We start from the raw sequence: 20,649 nt of genomic DNA, 5'->3' as shown, positions 1-20,649 counted from the left end.
GGAAAGAACAATGAAATTCAGTGAACTGTGGTTACGCGAATGGGTTAACACCACGCTGGACAGCGACGCGCTTTCTAACCAGATCACCATGGCGGGTCTGGAAGTTGATGGCGTGGATCCTGTTTCTGGCGCCTTTACCGGCGTCGTGGTAGGTGAAGTGGTTGAGTGTGGCCAGCACCCTAACGCCGACAAACTGCGCGTAACAAAAGTCAATGTGGGCGGTGACCGTCTGCTGGATATCGTCTGCGGTGCGCCAAACTGCCGACAGGGCCTGAAGGTAGCCGTGGCGACTGTCGGCGCGGTACTGCCGGGCGATTTCAAAATCAAAGCGGCTAAGCTGCGCGGTGAGCCGTCTGAAGGCATGCTGTGCTCCTTCTCCGAGCTGGGCATTTCCGACGATCACTCCGGCATTATCGAGCTGCCGCAGGATGCACCAGTGGGTACCGATATCCGCGAATACCTGAAGCTTGATGACAACACCATCGAAATCAGCGTGACGCCAAACCGTGCCGACTGCTTAGGCATCATCGGTGTGGCCCGCGACGTGGCCGTTCTGAACCAGACCGAACTGAACGAGCCGGAGATCGCTCCGGTTGAGGCAACCATCAGTGATGTGCTGCCGATTCAGGTTGACGCCCCTGACGCATGTCCGCGCTACCTCGGTCGCGTGGTGAAAGGTATTAACGTTAAAGCGCCAACCCCGCTGTGGATGAAAGAGAAACTGCGTCGCTGTGGTATCCGTTCTATCGACGCTGTGGTTGACGTGACCAACTATGTTCTGCTGGAGCTGGGCCAGCCAATGCACGCCTTCGATAAAGATCGTATCGAAGGGGGTATTATTGTGCGCATGGCGAAAGAGGGCGAAACCCTGGTTCTGCTGGACGGCAGCGAAGCGAAACTGAACGCCGACACCCTGGTAATTGCCGATCACAACAAAGCGCTGGCGATGGGCGGGATCTTCGGCGGCGAGCACTCTGGCGTCAACGACGAGACGCAAAACGTCCTGCTGGAATGCGCGTTCTTCAGCCCGCTCTCCATCACCGGCCGCGCACGCCGTCACGGTCTGCACACTGACGCTTCTCACCGCTATGAGCGTGGCGTGGATCCTGCGCTGCAATACAAAGCGATGGAGCGTGCGACTCGCCTGCTGATCGACATCTGCGGCGGCGAAGCGGGTCCGGTTATCGATGTGACCAACCAAGCGGCGCTGCCGAAGCGTGCGACCATTACTCTGCGCCGCAGCAAGCTGGATCGTTTGATTGGTCACCACGTTGCCGATGCGCAGGTGACCGACATTCTGGCGCGTCTGGGCTGCGAAGTGACTGAAGGTCAGGATGAGTGGAAAGCCGTTGCGCCATCCTGGCGTTTCGACATGGAGATCGAAGAAGATCTGGTGGAAGAAGTGGCCCGCGTGTACGGCTACAACAATATCCCTGACGAGCCGGTGCAGGCGGGTCTGGTGATGGGCAGCCATCGCGAAGCCGATCTGTCACTGAAGCGTGTGAAAACCATGCTGAACGACAAAGGCTACCAGGAAGTGATCACCTACAGCTTCGTTGATCCTAAGCTGCAACAGCTGATCCACCCGGGTCAGGAAGCGCTGATCCTGCCAAGCCCGATCTCCAGCGAGATGTCAGCGATGCGTCTGTCCCTGTGGACGGGACTGCTGGGTACTATCGTTTATAACCAGAACCGTCAGCAGAACCGCGTGCGTATTTTCGAAAGCGGTTTGCGCTTTGTACCGGATACTCAGGCCAATTTAGGCATCCGTCAGGATCTCATGCTGGCCGGCGCCATCAGCGGTAACCGCTATGAAGAGCACTGGGACCTGGCAAAAGGGACGGTTGATTTCTACGATATGAAGGGCGATCTGGAAGCGATTCTCGATCTGACCGGTAAATTATCCGAAATTGAATTCCGCGCAGAAGCGATTCCAGCCCTGCATCCGGGCCAGAGTGCGGCGATCTATTTAGACGGCAAACGTGTTGGTTTTATTGGGGTTGTTCACCCGGAGCTGGAACGTAAGCTGGATCTGAATGGCCGTACCATCGTATTCGAGCTGGAGTGGAACCCGGTTGCAGACCGCGTCATTCCTCAGGCAAAGGACGTCTCACGCTTCCCGGCAAACCGCCGTGATATCGCGGTTGTGGTCGCTGAAAATGTGCCCGCAGCAGATATTTTGGCCGAATGTAAGAAAGTTGGCGTAAATCAGGTAGTTGGCGTAAACTTATTTGACGTGTACCGCGGCAAGGGCGTAGCAGAAGGTTTCAAGAGCCTCGCTATTAGCCTTATCCTTCAGGATACCAGCCGTACACTCGAAGAAGAGGAGATTGCCGCTACCGTCGCCAAATGTGTAGAGGCATTAAAAGAGCGATTCCAGGCATCATTGAGGGATTGAACCTATGGCGCTTACAAAAGCTGAAATGTCAGAATATCTGTTTGATAAGCTTGGGCTTAGCAAACGGGATGCCAAAGAGCTGGTAGAGCTGTTTTTCGAAGAGATCCGTCGTGCTCTGGAAAATGGTGAGCAGGTTAAACTCTCCGGCTTTGGCAATTTTGATTTGCGAGACAAAAACCAACGTCCGGGCCGTAACCCGAAGACGGGGGAAGATATTCCCATTACAGCCCGCCGCGTGGTGACCTTCAGACCCGGACAGAAGTTAAAAAGCCGTGTCGAAAACGCAACGCCCAAAGCAGAGTAATATGAACTAACTAAAAAGGCCGCTCACGCGGCCTTTTTTCTTTGCGCTATTTGCTAAACCCGCCGTAAAATCAATGATATCTCAACCGGATAACCTATCGTCTATGCTTGATCTTGCCCGTCTTCAGCACCGCTCCGATCTCCGCCGCCTGTGTCTGCTCGGGGTGCTGATGATTGTCGCCACCACCGTCAGCCTGTGTGCGGGCGATCGGTGGCTGGGACCGGAAAGCTGGTTTACGCCTGAGGGACAGCTCTTTGTCTGGCAGATCCGCCTGCCACGGACGCTGGCTGTGCTTTTAGTCGGCGCTGCGCTGGCGCTGTGCGGCACGATCATGCAGGCATTATTTGAAAACCCTCTGGCGGAACCCGGACTTCTCGGGGTGTCGAATGGCGCAGGCGTCGGGCTTATCGCCGCCGTGATGCTGGGGGGAGGCGAGCTCTCCGCCTGGGGGATTAGCCTCAGCGCCATCCTTGGCGCGCTGTTGATAACCCTTATCCTTCTGCGCTTTGCTCGTCGCCATTTATCCACCAGCCGGCTGCTGCTTGCCGGTGTAGCGTTGGGGATCATCTGTAGCGCGTTGATGACATGGGCCGTCTACTTCTCCACCTCTTTCGATCTGCGCCAGTTAATGTACTGGATGATGGGGGGATTTGGTGGCGTTGACTGGCATCAGGGGTGGCTGATGGTGCTCCTGATCCCGGTCATCCTGTGGACGGCGTTCCAGGCGCAGCCGCTTAATATTCTCGCGCTGGGCGAAACGTCTGCTCGCCAGCTCGGGATGCCGATTGGCTTCTGGCGCAACGTGCTGGTTATCGCTATCGGCTGGATGGTGGGCGTAAGCGTGGCGCTGGCGGGGGCGATTGGCTTTATTGGGCTGGTGATCCCGCATATGCTGCGCCTGTGCGGTATTACGGACCACCGAACCCTGCTTCCTGCCTCGGCGGTTGCCGGGGCGGCAACGCTGCTGATTGCCGATATCATCGCCCGGCTTGCGCTGACGGCCGCTGAGTTGCCAATAGGCGTGGTGACCGCAACGCTGGGCGCACCGGTCTTTATCTGGCTACTATTAAAGGCTGGACGTTAAAACACAACCTGTAAGTCAACCTGAGGGAATGCTATGCAGTCTGATATTCTGAATACCGAAGTGACTACCATTGACGGCGAGAAAACCACGCTGGAAGGCTACAAGGGCAAGGTACTGCTCATCGTGAACGTGGCATCGAAATGTGGCCTTACGCCGCAGTATGAACAGCTGGAAAACATTCATAAAGCCTGGGAAAAAGACGGCTTTACCGTACTCGGCTTCCCGTGCAACCAGTTCCTGGGCCAGGAGCCGGGCAGCGAAGAGGAGATTAAGACCTTTTGCAGCACAACCTATGGTGTGACGTTCCCGATGTTCAGCAAAATTGATGTGAACGGGGAAAATCGTCATCCGCTGTATGCCAAACTGGTGGCCGCGGCGCCGACCGCCGTTGCGCCTGAAGAGAGTGGTTTCTATGAGCGTATGGCGAGCAAAGGTCGCGCGCCGCTCTATCCGGACGATATTCTGTGGAACTTCGAAAAATTCCTGATTGGCCGTGACGGTCAGGTCGTGCAGCGTTTCTCGCCTGACATGACGCCTGAAGATCCTATCGTGATGGAATCAATCAAGCTGGCGCTGGCGAAATAATGACGCTGCTGATGCAGCTCACAGGCGTTGCCGGGAAGGGACGTCTTGAGCCTGTTACCGCCGCAGTCAACGCAGGTGAAATCCTTCACCTGGTTGGGCCTAACGGCGCCGGAAAAAGCACGCTGCTGGCGCGCATGGCGGGGCTGACCCGCGGGGAAGGGGAGATTACCTTTCTCGGGCAATCGCTCGTCAACTGGCTACCCTCTACACTTGCCTCCTGTCGAAGCTATCTGGTTCAGCAGCAGGTTCCGCCCTTTGCAATGCCCGTCTGGCACTACCTGACGCTGCACCTGCCTGATAAAAATCAGGTAGCATTGCTCCATGACGTTGCTGCGGCGCTCGGGTTAGACGATAAGCTCACCCGACAGGCCAGCCAGCTTTCCGGTGGCGAATGGCAGCGCGTGCGTCTGGCCGCCGTCATCCTTCAGGTTCATCCGGTGGGAAATCCTCACGGGCGGTTGCTGCTGCTGGACGAGCCGATGAGCGGATTGGACGTTGCCCAGCAGGCAGCGCTGGATACTCTGCTCAGCGCGCTGTGTCGCAAGGGCATCGCCATTGTGATGAGCAGCCATGATTTAAACCATACGTTGCGCCACGCGCATCGGGTGTGGTTGCTGGCGCGTGGCAAACTGATTGCCAGCGGAACGCGCGACAACGTGCTGACGGCCCCCAATCTTGCGAGTGCTTACCACATGTCGTTCCGGAGGCTGGATATTGAAGGCCACAAGATGCTCATTTCCACGACGCAGGAGTAACCTTTCTTGCACAGCCGCATAGATGCACGCTAAATTACCGAAAGAACAAAAAAAGCAGAGGATTCGTCTGAAATGCGATTCTGGTTTCTCCTTGTTGCGGCGCTATTTCTTGCAGGATGCAGCAGCCATCGTGCACCTCCGCCTAACCCACGGCTTTCTGACTCCATTACGGTCATTGCCAGCCTGAACGATCAGCTCAGCAACTGGCGCGGCACCCCTTATCGCTACGGCGGGATGAGCCGGGGCGGGGTGGATTGCTCGGGATTTGTGCTAATGACTTTCCGCGATAAATTTGACCTACAGCTTCCGCGTGAAACGCGTATGCAGGCGAAAATCGGCACTGAAATTGATAAAGACGAGCTCCTGCCCGGCGATCTGGTCTTTTTTAAAACAGGTTCCGGTGAAAGCGGCCTTCATGTCGGCATTTATGACACCGATAATCAGTTCATCCATGCCTCGACCAGCCGTGGCGTGATGCGCTCCTCTCTCGATAATGTTTACTGGCGTAAAAATTTCTGGCAGGCCAGGCGTATTTAACCGCTGCATAAAGATGCAGTGCGGAGGGCCTGGCGGTGAAAATAGACGTCAGGCTTTTCTTGCGGGTGGATTAAAGTAAAATTTTTGCCCACTTATTTTTGTCAGCATGTGCCTGTTTTATCTAAAACTGGCTATTATTCAATAACCAGGATAAGATTATTTTAGATTCAGGGAAAAATCTGAAAATTAATACGGAAAGAATGAAATTAATCTTATTAAAATCAAGACAGTGGAATTGTGCCTGCAATTGCTCCAGGATGTTCTCTCTCATCTTTAATGCAGGACAAGGGCGATGATTATTACGCTAGATAATGCTTACCAGTCTGAACTTTTACTCCTTCCGGCGCGTGATAGTACAGGTTTGCTTAAAGGTTTAGAGATTTTGGTTAACTTTACTGGCGTGGGTACGGACGTACGAATCCCGACTGAACTGGTTATCCCTCATCTTTCTCAGGAAGATGAATTAGTGCTGTTTCAGGAAAAACTGCAATTACTCGATACCTGTAAGCTATTTTTTATTCAGCATCAGTTAATTGCATGGATCAATATTACACCTGCAATTGTTGAGTTTTTATTAACTAATGAGAACGCTGTTTCAATCCTTGATCGTTATCCGTTTCTTGAGTTTACTGTTAATGAGAACTATCCAGGTTTAAATAACGGGAAAGACGATCTTACGCTTGCAAGAATGGCGATCCATTTCCCCTTAGTGCTGGCTAACTTTGGTGCAGGGGCTGCATCCCTTAAACCGGTGTATGATGGTCTGTTCAAACGGGTGATTCTGGATAAAAACTTTATTCATCAGCGCGTCTCGGCGCTCTCTTTCGAGCCATTTATGCGCGCCATTCTCTGGCAGATCGCGCCGCATTGTCAGTCGGTCATGGTCTCGGGAATTGACGATCACGGCATCTTACAACGCGTGCTGCCCTTCAATTTTGGCGCAATGCAGGGAACCCTGTGGCCTGCCGTCCCGGCAGAACGCGTAACGACCCTCGTTCAGCAATAACCCCTTTCTTCGCCCGTGTTTACGTCAAGGGAAACCCTCTACACTTAAAGCAGGAGGACTTATGACCCTGTCTTTTACTGCTCACTGGCACGATGAATTACCCGGCTTTTACACCGCGCTTAAGCCCACGCCTTTACAGAACGCGCGTCTTATCTGGCATAACGATGCATTAGCGGATTCGCTTGGCATCCCTTCGACACTTTTTCAGCCAGAAAAGGGCGCCGGTGTCTGGGGCGGCGAAACGCTGCTTCCGGGCATGAAGCCTCTGGCTCAGGTCTACAGCGGACATCAGTTTGGCGTCTGGGCGGGACAGCTCGGCGATGGTCGCGGCATCCTGCTGGGTGAACAGGTTCTGCCGAATGGCGAAACGCTCGACTGGCACCTGAAAGGGGCAGGGTTAACACCGTACTCACGCATGGGGGATGGCCGCGCGGTGCTGCGTTCAACCATTCGTGAAAGTCTGGCTTCCGAGGCGATGCATGCCCTGGGGATCCCCACCTCACGCGCGCTGTCCATTGTCACCAGCGACACGCCGGTGGCCCGCGAGACGATAGAGCAGGGGGCGATGCTTATCCGCGTGGCGGAAAGCCATCTGCGTTTCGGTCATTTTGAACACTTCTACTATCGCCGCGAGCCGGATAATGTCCGCCAGCTTGCCGATTACGCCCTTCGACGTCACTGGCCGCACCTGCAAAACGAACCGGACCGCTATGTTCTCTGGTTCCGTGATATTGTCGCGCGCACCGCCTCAATGATTGCCCGCTGGCAGGCCGTCGGCTTTGCCCACGGGGTGATGAATACCGACAACATGTCCCTGTTAGGGCTGACGTTTGACTACGGTCCGTACGGCTTCCTTGATGACTATCAACCGGGTTACATCTGTAACCATTCGGACTATCAGGGGCGTTACCGTTTCGACAACCAGCCTGCGGTGGGGCTGTGGAACCTTCAGCGGCTTGCGCAAAGCCTGTCGCCGTTTATCGACGTCGATGCCCTGAACGATGCGCTCGACACCTATCAGGAGGTCTTGCTGCGGGAATATGGTGTGTTAATGCGCAACAAGCTGGGGCTGATGACGCAGGAAAAAGGCGATAACGCGCTGCTGAATGGGCTGTTTGCCATCATGGCGCGTGAAGGCAGCGACTATACCCGAACCTTCCGTATGCTGAGCCAGACTGCGCAGCAGAGCGCCACTTCACCTCTGCGTGACGAGTTCATCGATCGACAGGCGTTTGATGACTGGTTTGCCACTTACCGGGCGCGTTTACAGCAGGAACAGATTGATGACGATACCCGCCAGGCGCGGATGAAGGCGGTTAACCCGGCGATGGTGTTGCGCAACTGGCTGGCGCAGCGGGCTATTGAGCAGGCAGAGCAGGGGGATTATGCCGAGCTGCATCGGCTGCATATCGCCCTGCGCACGCCGTTTGCCGACCGGGAGGATGACTATGTCAGCCGCCCGCCGGACTGGGGCAAGCGACTGGAAGTGAGCTGCTCAAGCTAAGGGGCGAGAAAAACCTGCGGCGCGGCGTGCGCCGGATGTCTGCCGACGTGCACCTGCGCACCGTACCAGCGCGCCAGCGCGTCGGCCTGCAATACCGTCTCCGGTATGCCCTGAGAAACAATCCTGCCGTTGTGTAACAGCAGGATCCGGTCCGACCATAACGCGGCGAGATTAAGATCGTGCAGCACCACGCAGGCGTGAAGATGACCCAGACGGGTCAGCGATTTCAACAGGCGCAGCAGATGCTGCTGGTGGTAGAGATCCAGCGCTGAAGTGGGTTCGTCGAGAAACAGCCAGCCGCGCGGCGTTCCCTCACGCCACAGCTGCGCCAGCGCGCGGGCGAGCTGAACGCGCTGCTGCTCGCCGCCCGAGAGGGAATGATAACGTCTGCCAGCCAGCGGCAGGCAACCGGTCAACTGCATCACCTCACGCACAATCGACGGTTCAGGTTGAGGCGACCAGGGCGCACGCCCCATTCCAACGATCTCCTCCACCAGCCAGTCAAATCCAGGCTGAGTATGCTGACGCATCACTGCCCGATAGCGGGACAGCGTCTCCGGGTGCCATTCATCCAGCGCTTTCCCCGCCAGCGAACAGCCGCCGCTGTCGGGTTTCAGGTAGCCGGTCAGCAGTCGCAGCAGCGTGGATTTCCCCGCGCCGTTGGGACCGATCAATGTAACCAGCTCTCCCTGCGACAGTGACAGCGAAACGTTATCTGTCAGCGTGCGGCCAGACCGGGTAAAAGTCAGATTTTCAGCCGTATAACGTTCAGCCATGCTGTTCTCCACGACGAAAAATGAGCCATAAGAACCAGGGGGCGCCAAGGATGCTGGTGAGCAACCCGACCGGCATTTCTGCCGGGGCGACCAGAGTGCGGGCTACCGTATCCGCCACCAGCAGCAGAAAAGCGCCCGCGAGAACCGTGCCGGGGAGGGTTGCCCGGTGATCGGCGCCCAGCCACATGCGCATCAGGTGCGGCACCACAAGTCCGACAAAGCCAATCACGCCGCTGACGGCGACAGCCGCAGCGACCAGCAGAGCGCTGCATAACAGTAATATTCGCTGTACAAGGGCAACGTCCACGCCGAGGTAATGCGCTTCCTCTTCACCCAGTTGCAGTAAATTTAACGCGCTGGCACAACGCCAGATCGCCAGAGCGGCAGGCACCATCAGCGAGATCACGGCGAGCAGCGTTGACCACTGCGCCTGACCGAGACTTCCCATTCCCCAGAGTGAAAGCTGACGCAACTGGGCGTCATTGCTGACCCACGAAAGCACACCCACTGCCGCACCGCACAGGGCATTGATGGCGATACCCACCAGCAACAGACGTGACAGAGAGGTGTCACGCTGCTTGCTGAGCAGGAAGATCACGCCTGTGGCTGCCAGCGCCCCAAAAAATGCCGCCAGCATCGGGGCATAAAGCATCACCAGCGCGGGCAGCGAGAGCGGGAGCACCACCCACAGGGCGACGGCCAGCGCCGCACCGCTGCTGATCCCGAGCAGACCCGGGTCGGCCAGCGGATTGCGGAACAGCCCCTGCATGACGCAGCCGGCGAGCGCCAGCGACCCGCCAATCACCAGCGCCAGCAGCACGCGGGGCAGACGGATGGTGAGCCAGATCTGGCGTAGCGTCTCATCGCTGCCGCTCCACAGCACGTTCACCGGCAGGCGTAACGCCCCAAAACCGGTAGCCATGAACGTCATGACGGTAAGCAACCCCGCCAGAAGCCATAACGATAACGTGATGCGCCGGGACATCAGGGCAGTTGCTCCGCTCTGGCACGCAGCTGTTGTATGGCTTTCGGCGTGCGGACGCTGAAGCCCAGCAGGGCCATGTCATCAATAGCCAGCACCTGCTTGCTTCGTCCCGCTGGCGTTTGCGCCAGACCGGGCAGTTTCCACAGATTTTGTTCGCCGCCCAGCGCGTGAAGGCCGTCCTGCGAAATCACCACCAGATCCGGCTGGCTGGCCATTACACCCTCCTGGGAGAGCGGCTGATAGCGGGTAAAGCCCTGCATGGCGTTCTGCAACCCGGCGGCGCGTATTGCCGCATCCGCGCCGGTCTGTTGCCCGGCCGCCATTGCGGTCATTCCGCCGTGGCTGAGGATAAACAGCACCCGCTTGTTGAGCGGTGTTGAGGGCAGAGCCGCCAGCGCCTGACGCAGCGAGTTGCGCAGGGTTTCCCCTTGCACCTCATGATGCGTCGCCTGAGCTATCACCCGCACTTTTTCGTCAATCGTGCGCAGGTCAGGCGTGCCGGGAACGGTAACCACCCGGACGTGGCTCTGTTCAACCTGTTTCAGCGCCAGAGAGGGTTGCGCCTGGTCGCTTGCCAGCACCAGCGTCGGGCGTACGGACAGAATTCCCTCCGCATTCAGCTGGCGGAGATACCCCACGTCAGGCAGCGCGTTTGTCACCTGCGGCCACTGGCTGGTACTGTCGCGCGCAACCAGAGAAGACTCCGCGCCGAGGGCGTAGACGATCTCCGTCACGTCGCCGCCGAGGGCGACAATTCTCTCCGGCGCGGCGACGGCGACCAGCGGCAGTGCGCAGAGCAGGGCAAACCAGTTTTTCATGCGGCCAGCCCTTCTGGCGTCAGAGCGTCAATCTGGCGGCGCCACTGGCTCTGCTCCGGCTCGCCTTCGGTACGCTGCCCGTAGAGCTGGGCGATCTGAGTTCCATCCGCAGCAAACAGCTCCAGGCTGGTAACGTGTCCGTCTGCCGTGGGCTTACGCGTAACCCACGTCTCCGCGATAGTCTCCTCCAGCAGATGCAGGGTAAAGGTTGGGTTAAAGATGTTCAGCCAGCCCTTCATGGGCGTCAGTTTTTCCACCACACCGGTGAAGATCTGCACGCAGCCTCGGTTGCCGACGAAGATCATGATTTCGTTTCCGTCCTGTTGCGCCGTCTCCAGCAGTTGTGCCAGCGCGCTGTTATCCACCTTACAGGCCAGATCGTCACTCACCAGACGAAACGCCTGCTGGCGGCTCAGGTTATGGCGCTTCAATAAGCTAAAGAATTGATGCACGTCGGTCATGGCGCGCCACTCTTTCTCTACCGAGCCTGCATCTGCACCGTCGGAATGCGCGGGGGCTTCGACAGCCTTCAGCGCCAGAGCGGGGTTATCGGCAATGATAAAACGGGTCAGGACGTCGCCCCAGGCGGCAACGTCGGTGTGATCCGTGGTGTAGACCTTCAGTAAAGCGTCGCCCTGATGATCGAAGAACTGAATGCTCTGACGTTCACCGCGGGAGGTCGTTTCGCTAATGTGAAACGCGCTCGCCCACTGGTTGAGGAACAAACGCAGATCCAGCGCGCGCGGATTCAGCACCAGCCCGGCATGACCGCCGAAGTGCTGGTGAGTAAACGCTCCAACCTGTTCGTGAACGGCGTATTCGTTACGGCAGATGCATTTGGTTTCCCCCACGGACTCCAGCGCTGCCAGAATCTCGCGGATTTCACCGCGCAGCCGCCAGGCGTCGTGTCCAACGCGCGCAAATGCCAGCTCTGCTTCGCTGATGTGCATTAATCCGGCGATATCACGGGCGTACTTACCCGGATGTTCTTCTTTAAGCTCAAGCCAGCGTGTGTAGTGACCCATAATCTTATCCTTCTGAATCGTTGCCCCGAAGGGAATTACCATTGATAACTGACGAAGATCTTGCCGTTGCGGCCATCCTGCGGGATGCCCTGCGGTGACCAGTAGGCTTTGTCGAAGGCGTTCCCCAGCACGAGGGTGGTGGTGATGCCTTTGAACTGCTGCTGGCCTTTATAACTGACGTAGAAATCATTTACTGCGTAGCCAGGCTGCTCGCTGTAGCTGCTGCTGATGTGCGTTGAACGTTCGACGAAGGTGCCGATCCAGCCCACGGAGAAGCCGCTTTGCGCCACCGGGATATCCAGCTTGCTGGTGACGGTGTCCGGGTTGATGCTGGAGATATATTCACCCGTGTCGGTATCTTTCCCGCGCGTGCGGTTGTAGGCCACGTCGAGGTTGAACAGGCTGGTCGAGTAGGTCGCCATCATGTCCCAGCCCCAGATTTTGGCATTTGGTACGTTATAGGACATGGTGGTGGCCGCCGCAAAATCGACGGTGGTAGAGATGTAATCTTTCGCTTTGGTGTCGAAGTAGCTGGCTTTGAACTCCAGCGCGTCGTTGGCGAGTAGCAGATCGTCAAAACGCAGCCCAAAACCGAACTCCTGGGTTTCGTTGGTCTCCGGACGCAGGTTCGGGTTCGGCACCCAGTAGTTAGTGTAGAAGCTGCCGATAGAGAAGTGCTTTGAGTCGTTATACATCTCGCCCATCGTTGGCGCGCGGAAGGCCTGGGCGTAAGAGCCGAAGAGCATCAGCCAGTCGGTTGGACTCACGGTTAACCCGGCGCGTGATGACCATTTATCCGCATCCACGTAGTCGTAACCGTCGCTGCTGCCGCGGTAGTTGTCGTAACGCGTCCCGCCGAGAAGCGTTACCGGCAGGTCGCGCAGGGTGATCTCATCCTGCAACCAGCCGGAGCTGAAGTCGATTTTAGCGTCCGGGAAGCCGGTGGTCGCGCCGCCAGGGTGTTGCTCCTGACGGTAGTATTCCCCGCCGTAGGTCAGCAGGTGCGAGGCGAAGGAGTCGCTGAACAGGCGGGTGCGGTTTTCCACTTTGCCGCCTTTGGTGGTCTGCTTACGGAACTCGCCGCTGGCGTCGATGTTCTGGGCGTTGATCCGCGCTTCGGACCAGTAAATTTTCGCATCGGCGTTCAGCCAGTCGTTTCCGGCTGGCGCAATGCGGTAGCCAAGCTGGGCATCGCGCTGAATGGTGGAACGATCGGTCATCGGGTTACTGCTGCTGGCATCCGTGGTCTGCGGATTTTTCGGCTCCTGCGCGTCGTTGTTGTAGTAGCGCAGGGAGCCGCTCAGCGTCTGAGCCGGATCAATTTTCCAGCTGCCTTTCGCCAGCATATTGTTGATGGATTCGTCGTTTGGCGCCCTCGCGCCGTCACTCTGGCGAATGTCGCCGCGATCGCGACTGGACCAGGAGACCACACCGTCCAGGGTATCGGTGCGGCCATAGGCGCTGGCGCCCATCCCGATGCTGTGATCGCCTGTTGCACCGGTAGCAAATACGCGATAGCCGCTATTTTTACCTGCGTCCAGCAGATCGCTGGCGTCGACGGTGTCATATGAAATTACGCCGCCCAGCGCGCCGCTGCCGTACAGCAAGGCGGAAGGGCCACGTACCACTTCGATACGTTTGATCAGCGCCGGATCGAGGAACGTGCTGTTCAGGTGTCCGGTATCGGTGCCCTGGCGTACGCCATCCACCAGCACCAGCACGCCACGTCGGTCGTAACCGCGCAGGTTAACGTCCTGACCGTTGGTGCGTCCGGTGCCGTCCAGCGTCAGGCCGGGCACCTTGCGCAGCAGGTCGGCGGCGGAGCTGGCGGTCTGGTTTTCCGGCGCGGTGGCGTCAATCACGCTTACCATCATGGGGGCTTCGAAGGCGCTGCGGGCGTTGCCGGTGGCGGTAACGGTGATATCGTCTGTGGCGGCAAACGCAACGCCCGGCAGGGTGCTGACAATTGCCAGCGCCAGAAGAGACGGGCGTAAAGACGCGGATTGCAGGTGTGGCATAGCAACTCTCCATAAGAATTGAAAAGCGCTGGCTGCCTGGGGATCACCTGGGTGGCTGGCGAATGTGTTGTCTGGATTATTTAGTCAGGATCAGTTTTCCGGCATTGGTCTGGCGCAGCAGGTAGTGCTGGCCGTCATGCTCGATAATGACCCGTCCCTCCTCACCCAACAGGCTTTTGCTGTCGATTCGGCGATCTGTGGGAGCAGGGGACGGCGCTGTGTGTGTTTTTACTGGCGTTGCTGCGCTGTTATCGGTCGGTGACATAATGTTTATAAATAACAATCAATGTAACAATGATAATCATTATCAATAAACTGCATTTTCACAGCAAGCGTTTTTGTGAAAATTGTGTGACGGGATCAAATTTGGGGGAGAGGTGCGGTCTGATGCCCTCACCCCGACCCTCTCCCACGGGGAGAGGGAGAAGGGCACGTACCGTAGGCCGGGTAAGCGCAGCGTCACCCGGCAGGATTTTAAAAGCGCGTGTCCACGGCTGAAGCCAGCTTCTCCAGCAGCCGTTCGCTGTCTTCCCAGCTCAGGCACGGGTCGGTAATCGACTGGCCGTACACCATTTGCTGTCCGGCGACGATCTTCTGCGTGCCTTCTTTGATAAAGCTCTCCGCCATAATTCCTGCAATGGCGGTCGAGCCGCTGCGGATCTGCTGGCAGACTTCATCGCAGACGTCCAGCTGGCGGCGGTGCTGTTTCTGGCAGTTGCCGTGGCTGAAATCCACCACCAGATGCTCCGGCAGGTCAAATTCCGCCAGCGTTTCGCAGGCGGCGGCAATATCTTCTGCATGGTAATTCGGTTTTTTACCGCCACGCATAATGATATGTCCGAACGGGTTGCCGCTGGTCTGGTAGATGGTCATCTGGCCGTTTTTATCCGGGGAGAGGAACATATGGCTGGCGCGTGACGCGCGGATGGCATCAACGGCGATGCGGGTATTGCCGTCCGTTCCGTTTTTGAAGCCCACTGGGCAGGAGAGCGCCGACGCCATTTCACGGTGGATCTGGCTTTCGGTGGTACGCGCGCCAATCGCGCCCCAGCTAATGAGGTCGGCAATAAACTGTCCGGTCACCATATCCAGAAATTCGGTAGCGGTCGGCACGCCCAGCTCGTTAACCTGTAACAGCAGCTTACGCGCCAGCGCAATGCCGTGATTCACCCGGTAACTACCGTTCAGATCGGGATCGGATATCAATCCTTTCCAGCCCACGACAGTACGCGGTTTTTCAAAGTAGGTACGCATCACGATCTCCAGGCGATCCTGATACGTGCTGCGCAGCGTCTGAAGGCGTTGTGCATAATCCATCGCCGCGTCCAGGTCGTGGATGGAACAGGGGCCAATTACTACCAGAAGACGTTTGTCTTCACCATTGAGAATTTTTTCGATGCGGCGACGGGAGGCCGTCACATGGTCCGCCACCTCGTCGGAAACGGGGTGCAGCCGGGCCAGTTCAGCCGGGGTGACCAGGCTATCAATGCGCGCGGTGCGCAGTTCGTCGGTTTTGTTCATGGAATGTCTCAGAAATTTTTTGCTTCATCGGCAGACTACCGGGAAGTGATGGGCATCACCTTAAACCAATCCCTGCTGATTTCAAGTTCGGGGCACGTCGCCCCGAGGATGGCATGATAATAACTGAAACTGGATTAATGTACTAGCATATTAGTACATGCGGCGATTCAGTCCCATGATATCGAGGATCTTGGTGGCAATTTCTTCTACTGAATAGTTGGTACTGTTCAGCCAGGGGATCTGATTTTTCCGGTACAGCGCTTCGACTTCGGAGACTTCCATTCGGCACTGGCGCATTGAGGCGTAGCGGCTGTTCTCGCGACGTTCTTCGCGGATCGCCGCCAGTCGTTCCGGGTTGATGGTCAGCCCAAACAGCTTATGCTGAAGCGGCTTGAGCGCGGCAGGCAGCACCAGGTTGTCCATATCATCGGCAATAAAGGGGTAGTTGGCGGCGCGAATGCCAAACTGCATTGCCAGGTAAAGGCTGGTGGGGGTTTTACCGCAGCGCGACACGCCTAGCAAAATGACCTGCGCCTGGTCCAGATTGCGCAGCGAGATCCCGTCGTCGTGCGCCAGAGTGTAGTCAATGGCGGCAATACGCGCATCGTATTTGGTCAGGTTGCCGGGGTTCAGCCCGTGGGTACGGTGAGCGATCGGCGTCGGGTCGAGCTTCAGCTCGCTTTGCAAGGGTGCAACCAGCGCCTGCACGATATCCTGACAGAAGCCCTCGCTTTGCAGAATGATGTTGCGGATCTCAGGGATCACAATGGAATAGAACACCAGCGGACGAACACCGGTCTGCTGGTAAATGGCGTCGATCTGGTCCTTGACCGCTTTGGCCCGGCTCTCGTTTTCCACGAACGGCAGCGTGATGCTGTTTATCGACACGGGAAACTGCGACATCACCGCGTGACCCAGCACCTCGGCGGTAATCGCCGTCCCATCAGAAATATAAAAAACGTGGCGATCGACAGCATTATCCATTTTATCCACCCTGAATAGCGTACGTAATTGCCTGAAAGCATAAATTAAAAAAGTTAATTGCACAGCAATGAACTTATCTGAATTTAAAATGAAATGGTGTTTTTGATTTTCCTGAAAAGTGGATTTCATTTTCTGATTAGCGGCGTTATTTCTATGGTTTTTGACGGAATCTATAGGAATCATCGGGTTAGCGAGTGCGGGGAAACTGTCCGAAAAGTTGAAAATTTAAATTGCTTACACGATTCACCGTTTTTTTAGCGGAAATAAATATGCCAGTATAAATACGTAGTCAGGTGTTTCTTACTCCGATCAAATATCACAAAAGGATTGTTTCGATGTCCAACAATGGCTCGTCACCGCTGGTGCTTTGGTATAACCAACTCGGCATGAATGATGTAGACAGAGTTGGGGGCAAAAATGCCTCCCTGGGTGAAATGATTACAAATCTGTCCGGTATGGGTGTCTCCGTACCAAACGGGTTTGCCACAACCGCCGATGCGTTTAACCTGTTTTTAGACCAGAGCGGTGTAAACCAGCGCATTTACGACCTGCTGGATAAAACGGATATTGATGATGTCACCGAGCTTGCCAAAGCCGGCGCGCAAATCCGCCAGTGGATTATCGACACACCTTTCCAGCCGGAACTGGAAAAAGCCATCCATGACGCCTACAACCAGCTCTCCGCTGACGACGCGCAGGCCTCCTTTGCCGTGCGCTCTTCCGCTACCGCGGAAGATATGCCGGATGCCTCTTTCGCCGGACAGCAGGAAACCTTCCTCAACGTCCAGGGTTACGAGGCGGTACTGGTGGCGGTGAAGCATGTGTTTGCTTCCCTGTTCAACGACCGCGCCATCTCCTATCGCGTGCATCAGGGCTATGACCACCGCGGCGTCGCGCTCTCCGCAGGCGTACAGCGCATGGTGCGCTCCGACGTAGGCTCTTCCGGCGTGATGTTCTCTATCGATACTGAATCCGGCTTCGACCAGGTGGTGTTTATCACCTCCGCATGGGGTCTGGGCGAGATGGTGGTGCAGGGGGCGGTGAACCCTGACGAATTCTACGTGCACAAGCCTACGCTGGCGGCTAACCGTCCGGCAGTGGTACGCCGCACCATGGGCTCGAAAAAAATCCGCATGATCTATGCCCCGACGCAAGAGCATGGCAAGCAGGTCACTATTGAAGATGTGCCGCTGGAGCAGCGGGATCGCTTCTCGCTCACCGACGCCGAAGTGGAAGAGCTGGCGAAGCAGGCGGTGCAGATTGAAAAACACTATGGCCGTCCGATGGACATCGAGTGGGCCAAAGACGGACACACCGGCAAGCTGTTTATCGTGCAGGCGCGTCCGGAAACCGTCCGTTCGCGCGGTCAGGTCATGGAGCGCTACACCCTGCACGCGCAGGGCAAAATTGTCGCGGAAGGCCGCGCAATCGGCCACCGCATCGGTGCCGGTCCGGTGAAAGTGATCCACGACATCAGCGAGATGAATCGCATTCAGCCTGGCGACGTGCTGGTGACCGACATGACCGACCCGGACTGGGAGCCGATCATGAAGAAAGCGGCTGCTATCGTCACCAACCGCGGTGGCCGTACCTGTCACGCGGCTATCATTGCCCGTGAGCTGGGGATCCCGGCGGTAGTCGGCTGTGGTGACGCGACCGAACGCATGAAGGACGACCAGAACGTGACGGTCTCCTGTGCCGAAGGCGATACCGGTTACGTGTATGCCGATATCCTCGACTTCAGCGTGAAGAGCTCCAGCGTGGATACCATGCCGGACCTGCCGCTGAAAATCATGATGAACGTCGGTAACCCGGATCGCGCGTTTGACTTCGCCTGCCTGCCGAACGAAGGCGTGGGCCTGGCGCGTCTGGAATTCATCATCAACCGCATGATCGGCGTTCACCCGCGCGCGCTGCTGGAGTTTGACGACCAGGACGCGAAGCTGCAAAACGAAATCCGCGAGATGATGAAGGGTTACGACTCGCCGAGAGAGTTCTATGTCGGCCGCCTGACGGAAGGCATCGCCACGCTCGGTGCGGCCTTCTACCCGAAACGCGTGATCGTGCGTCTGTCGGACTTTAAGTCCAACGAATATGCCAACCTGGTGGGCGGCGAACGCTACGAGCCGGAAGAAGAGAACCCGATGCTGGGCTTCCGCGGCGCCGGACGCTACGTGTCGGAAAACTTCCGCGACTGCTTCGCGCTGGAGTGCGAAGCGGTAAAACGCGTGCGCAACGACATGGGGTTGACCAACGTGGAAATCATGATCCCGTTCGTCCGTACCGTGGATCAGGCGAAAGCGGTGGTGGATGAGCTGGCGCGTCAGGGGCTGAAGCGCGGCGAGAACGGGCTGAAGATCATCATGATGTGTGAAATTCCGTCCAACGCCCTGCTGGCCGAGCAGTTCCTGGAGCACTTCGACGGCTTCTCCATTGGTTCGAATGATATGACGCAGCTGGCGCTCGGCCTGGACCGCGACTCCGGCGTTGTCTCTGAGCTGTTTGATGAGCGTAACGAGGCGGTGAAAGCGCTGCTCTCCATGGCCATCCGTGCGGCGAAGAAACAGGGTAAATATGTCGGGATCTGCGGGCAGGGTCCTTCTGACCATGAAGACTTTGCGGCCTGGCTGATGGATGAGGGGATTGATAGCCTCTCCCTGAACCCGGACACCGTGGTGCAAACCTGGCTGAGCCTGGCAGAGCTGAACAAGTAAAACCTGCATAATCTGAAAAAGGCGAGGAGATCTGTCCTCGCCTTTTTTATTTTCCTGCGAATATGCTCACCATCACAAATAAAGCAAAAAACCAAATATCATAATTTATCTGTTAATTTAGACAATTGTTAGTGGGCAGGGCGTTGCTAATACTTGAGCCTTACCGCGTACATCCGTCGGGATGATGCGCGACTGGTTGAAATACGTTTTAACCTGATAAAAAGGCAAATAACAATGACAATCTCCTCTGTATTACGTACCAAAGATAAAATAGGTTATGGCCTCGGTGATATGGCCAGCGCGCTGGTCTGGCAAACGGCAACGTTATTTCTCGCGTATTTCTATACGGACGTATTCGGTTTGCCGGCGGCCATTATGGGCACCATGTTTTTAGTGGTGCGCGTGATCGATGCGTTTGTCGATCCGTGCATTGGCGCGCTGGTGGACCGCACTCAGACCCGCCACGGTCGTTTTCGTCCCTGGCTGCTCTGGTTTGCCATTCCGTTTGGCGTGAGCTGCCTGATTACCTTCTACGTACCGGATGCCGGGCAGACGGCGAAAATTGTCTATGCCTGCGTAACCTATGCCATCCTGAGCCTGATCTACTCCGCGATTAACGTTCCATACTGCGCCATGCCCGGCGCGCTGACGCTCGACCCGCGCGAGCGCCACTCGCTGCAATCCTGGCGCTTTGGCCTGTCGTTTATCGGCGGGTTGATTGTAACGGTCATCGCGCTGCCGCTGGTCTCATTATTAGGTCAGGGGAATGTGCAAAAAGGTTATTTCTATGCCATGAGCCTGATGGGGCTGCTGGGTATTGTTTTATTCTTCTGCTGCTTCTTTATGACCCGGGAGCGTTACTCGCCACGCAATGACACCTCCGGCTCGATGCTGACGGATTTAAAACTGCTGGCCGCCAACAGCCAGTGGCGAATTGTTTTTCTGTTTAATATTTTACTGTTAACCGCCGTCGTGACGCGTGGCTCTGCGACCATGTATTACGTTAACTATGTTCTGTTACGTCCTGAACTGGTCTTTGCCTTTATTGTTTCCGGCATGGTGGCATCCTTAAGCGGCGCATTATTATCTGAACGCCTGCTGGGGAAATTTGATCGCGTACGTGCCTATCAGTGGACCATTATTTCTTTCGTTATTTTTGGCGCGCTGATTTTCTTCATTCCGCCTTCGCAGGTGTGGCTGATATTCGGTCTGAATATTGTGTTTAGTTTTATTCAGAACCTGACCACGCCGCTGCAATGGACCATGTTCTCCGATGTGGTGGACTACGAAGAACACCGCAGCGGCCGCCGTCTGGACGGGCTGGTCTTTTCTACCGCCCTGTTTGCCATCAAGTTTGGGTTGGCGCTGGGTGGGGCGGTAGTCGGTTGGGTGCTGGGCATGGTGGATTACGCGCCCGGACAGGCAAACCAGGCGCCTCACGTCCTCGCAACCATCAATGCCCTGTTCACCCTGATCCCCTGCGCGCTGTTCCTCTGCATGGTGGCGCTCCTTGCTATCTACAAACTCAACAGCCGACTGGTGGATTCCATTGCCCGTGAGCTGGCCAGCAAGCGAGACATTCGAAACGATGCGGGGCAGCTCAGCCCGGTAACCCAATCCGCACTACAGGAGTAA

The 20,649-nt window shown here is 56.7% G+C and carries 18 protein-coding genes; 10 read left to right on the top strand and 8 right to left on the bottom strand.

The genetic code is table 11. From position 1 onward, the window contains the following. Nucleotides 1-10 precede the first annotated feature (10 nt). From pheT to selO, 8 genes are all read left to right on the top strand, one after another. A complete protein-coding gene (gene pheT, locus AC4OVS_RS13035) occupies nt 11-2,398 on the top strand; it encodes a phenylalanine--tRNA ligase subunit beta (protein ID WP_063844032.1) in 2,388 nt (795 codons plus the stop codon). A gap of 4 nt (nt 2,399-2,402) precedes the next feature. Next, nucleotides 2,403-2,702, top strand: a complete 300-nt coding sequence (gene ihfA / locus AC4OVS_RS13030) for an integration host factor subunit alpha (RefSeq protein WP_003857805.1) — start codon at nt 2,403-2,405, stop codon at nt 2,700-2,702. 103 nt (nt 2,703-2,805) lie between these two features. After that, the gene (gene btuC, locus AC4OVS_RS13025; RefSeq protein WP_069596464.1) at nt 2,806-3,786 is read left to right on the top strand and encodes a vitamin B12 ABC transporter permease BtuC; all 981 of its coding nucleotides are present in this window, start codon (nt 2,806-2,808) and stop codon (nt 3,784-3,786) included. Nucleotides 3,787-3,819: 33 nt separating this feature from the next. Further along, the gene (locus AC4OVS_RS13020) at nt 3,820-4,371 is read left to right on the top strand and encodes a glutathione peroxidase (RefSeq protein WP_022650905.1); all 552 of its coding nucleotides are present in this window, start codon (nt 3,820-3,822) and stop codon (nt 4,369-4,371) included. Continuing rightward, nucleotides 4,371-5,126, top strand: coding sequence for a vitamin B12 ABC transporter ATP-binding protein BtuD (gene btuD, locus AC4OVS_RS13015; RefSeq protein WP_427178578.1), 756 nt, complete (start codon nt 4,371-4,373; stop codon nt 5,124-5,126). The genes AC4OVS_RS13020 and btuD overlap by 1 nt, the downstream gene beginning before the upstream one ends. A 72-nt stretch (nt 5,127-5,198) precedes the next feature. Further along, on the top strand, nt 5,199-5,663 hold the full coding sequence (locus tag AC4OVS_RS13010; protein ID WP_015570730.1) for an NlpC/P60 family protein: 465 nt from the start codon (nt 5,199-5,201) through the stop codon (nt 5,661-5,663). Between the two features lie 292 nt (nt 5,664-5,955). Beyond that, on the top strand, nt 5,956-6,669 hold the full coding sequence (locus AC4OVS_RS13005; protein ID WP_108367693.1) for an EAL domain-containing protein: 714 nt from the start codon (nt 5,956-5,958) through the stop codon (nt 6,667-6,669). Between the two features lie 61 nt (nt 6,670-6,730). Beyond that, the gene (selO, locus tag AC4OVS_RS13000) at nt 6,731-8,173 is read left to right on the top strand and encodes a protein adenylyltransferase SelO (RefSeq protein ID WP_491922483.1); all 1,443 of its coding nucleotides are present in this window, start codon (nt 6,731-6,733) and stop codon (nt 8,171-8,173) included. Here selO and AC4OVS_RS12995 read toward each other — a convergent pair. From AC4OVS_RS12995 to ppsR, 8 genes are all read right to left on the bottom strand, one after another. Beyond that, on the bottom strand, nt 8,170-8,949 hold the full coding sequence (locus AC4OVS_RS12995; protein ID WP_491922482.1) for a heme ABC transporter ATP-binding protein: 780 nt from the start codon (nt 8,947-8,949) through the stop codon (nt 8,170-8,172). The two genes, selO and AC4OVS_RS12995, sit on opposite strands and share 4 nt — an antisense overlap. Further along, entirely contained in the window at nt 8,942-9,934 is a 993-nt protein-coding gene (locus AC4OVS_RS12990) for a FecCD family ABC transporter permease (RefSeq protein ID WP_023299913.1), read from the bottom strand. The genes AC4OVS_RS12995 and AC4OVS_RS12990 overlap by 8 nt, the downstream gene beginning before the upstream one ends. Next, on the bottom strand, nt 9,934-10,752 hold the full coding sequence (locus AC4OVS_RS12985) for a heme/hemin ABC transporter substrate-binding protein (protein WP_063137541.1): 819 nt from the start codon (nt 10,750-10,752) through the stop codon (nt 9,934-9,936). Before AC4OVS_RS12985 ends, AC4OVS_RS12990 begins: the two co-directional genes overlap by 1 nt. Continuing rightward, nucleotides 10,749-11,777 carry a hematinate-forming heme oxygenase ChuS gene (gene chuS, locus AC4OVS_RS12980; RefSeq protein ID WP_192970179.1) on the bottom strand — a complete coding sequence of 343 codons (1,029 nt, stop codon included), beginning with the start codon at nt 11,775-11,777 and terminating at the stop codon, nt 10,749-10,751. The genes AC4OVS_RS12985 and chuS overlap by 4 nt, the downstream gene beginning before the upstream one ends. Before the next feature lie 35 nt (nt 11,778-11,812). Further along, nucleotides 11,813-13,795: a TonB-dependent hemoglobin/transferrin/lactoferrin family receptor gene (locus tag AC4OVS_RS12975; RefSeq protein WP_491922481.1), complete on the bottom strand. Its 1,983-nt coding sequence runs from the start codon at nt 13,793-13,795 to the stop codon at nt 11,813-11,815. Nucleotides 13,796-13,871: 76 nt separating this feature from the next. Beyond that, nucleotides 13,872-14,060, bottom strand: a complete 189-nt coding sequence (gene hemP, locus AC4OVS_RS12970) for a hemin uptake protein HemP (RefSeq protein WP_022647850.1) — start codon at nt 14,058-14,060, stop codon at nt 13,872-13,874. 209 nt (nt 14,061-14,269) lie between these two features. After that, nucleotides 14,270-15,316 carry a 3-deoxy-7-phosphoheptulonate synthase AroH gene (gene aroH, locus AC4OVS_RS12965; RefSeq protein ID WP_491922480.1) on the bottom strand — a complete coding sequence of 349 codons (1,047 nt, stop codon included), beginning with the start codon at nt 15,314-15,316 and terminating at the stop codon, nt 14,270-14,272. A 150-nt stretch (nt 15,317-15,466) separates the two neighbouring features. After that, a complete protein-coding gene (gene ppsR, locus AC4OVS_RS12960) occupies nt 15,467-16,300 on the bottom strand; it encodes a posphoenolpyruvate synthetase regulatory kinase/phosphorylase PpsR (protein ID WP_017384644.1) in 834 nt (277 codons plus the stop codon). 335 nt (nt 16,301-16,635) lie between these two features. Here ppsR and ppsA point away from each other — a divergent pair, with 335 nt between their 5' ends. Next, nucleotides 16,636-19,014: a phosphoenolpyruvate synthase gene (gene ppsA, locus AC4OVS_RS12955; RefSeq protein WP_320680249.1), complete on the top strand. Its 2,379-nt coding sequence runs from the start codon at nt 16,636-16,638 to the stop codon at nt 19,012-19,014. A gap of 234 nt (nt 19,015-19,248) precedes the next feature. After that, the gene (locus AC4OVS_RS12950; RefSeq protein WP_032624388.1) at nt 19,249-20,649 is read left to right on the top strand and encodes an MFS transporter; all 1,401 of its coding nucleotides are present in this window, start codon (nt 19,249-19,251) and stop codon (nt 20,647-20,649) included.

The sequence above is a fragment of the Enterobacter sp. 4974935 genome, from assembly GCF_058661735.1.
The sequence above is the reverse complement of the archived record's forward strand: the minus strand, read 5'-3'. Positions and strand labels throughout refer to the sequence as shown.

What these genes read in the sequence shown, in the direction of transcription:
- pheT (WP_063844032.1), top strand. Translation starts at nt 11, where the DNA reads ATGAAATTCAGTGAACTGTGGTTACGCGAATGGGTTAACACCACGCTG.
- ihfA (WP_003857805.1), top strand. Translation starts at nt 2,403, where the DNA reads ATGGCGCTTACAAAAGCTGAAATGTCAGAATATCTGTTTGATAAGCTT.
- btuC (WP_069596464.1), top strand. Translation starts at nt 2,806, where the DNA reads ATGCTTGATCTTGCCCGTCTTCAGCACCGCTCCGATCTCCGCCGCCTG.
- AC4OVS_RS13020 (WP_022650905.1), top strand. Translation starts at nt 3,820, where the DNA reads ATGCAGTCTGATATTCTGAATACCGAAGTGACTACCATTGACGGCGAG.
- btuD (WP_427178578.1), top strand. Translation starts at nt 4,371, where the DNA reads ATGACGCTGCTGATGCAGCTCACAGGCGTTGCCGGGAAGGGACGTCTT.
- AC4OVS_RS13010 (WP_015570730.1), top strand. Translation starts at nt 5,199, where the DNA reads ATGCGATTCTGGTTTCTCCTTGTTGCGGCGCTATTTCTTGCAGGATGC.
- AC4OVS_RS13005 (WP_108367693.1), top strand. Translation starts at nt 5,956, where the DNA reads ATGATTATTACGCTAGATAATGCTTACCAGTCTGAACTTTTACTCCTT.
- selO (WP_491922483.1), top strand. Translation starts at nt 6,731, where the DNA reads ATGACCCTGTCTTTTACTGCTCACTGGCACGATGAATTACCCGGCTTT.
- AC4OVS_RS12995 (WP_491922482.1), bottom strand. Translation starts at nt 8,949, where the DNA reads ATGGCTGAACGTTATACGGCTGAAAATCTGACTTTTACCCGGTCTGGC.
- AC4OVS_RS12990 (WP_023299913.1), bottom strand. Translation starts at nt 9,934, where the DNA reads ATGTCCCGGCGCATCACGTTATCGTTATGGCTTCTGGCGGGGTTGCTT.
- AC4OVS_RS12985 (WP_063137541.1), bottom strand. Translation starts at nt 10,752, where the DNA reads ATGAAAAACTGGTTTGCCCTGCTCTGCGCACTGCCGCTGGTCGCCGTC.
- chuS (WP_192970179.1), bottom strand. Translation starts at nt 11,777, where the DNA reads ATGGGTCACTACACACGCTGGCTTGAGCTTAAAGAAGAACATCCGGGT.
- AC4OVS_RS12975 (WP_491922481.1), bottom strand. Translation starts at nt 13,795, where the DNA reads ATGCCACACCTGCAATCCGCGTCTTTACGCCCGTCTCTTCTGGCGCTG.
- hemP (WP_022647850.1), bottom strand. Translation starts at nt 14,060, where the DNA reads ATGTCACCGACCGATAACAGCGCAGCAACGCCAGTAAAAACACACACA.
- aroH (WP_491922480.1), bottom strand. Translation starts at nt 15,316, where the DNA reads ATGAACAAAACCGACGAACTGCGCACCGCGCGCATTGATAGCCTGGTC.
- ppsR (WP_017384644.1), bottom strand. Translation starts at nt 16,300, where the DNA reads ATGGATAATGCTGTCGATCGCCACGTTTTTTATATTTCTGATGGGACG.
- ppsA (WP_320680249.1), top strand. Translation starts at nt 16,636, where the DNA reads ATGTCCAACAATGGCTCGTCACCGCTGGTGCTTTGGTATAACCAACTC.
- AC4OVS_RS12950 (WP_032624388.1), top strand. Translation starts at nt 19,249, where the DNA reads ATGACAATCTCCTCTGTATTACGTACCAAAGATAAAATAGGTTATGGC.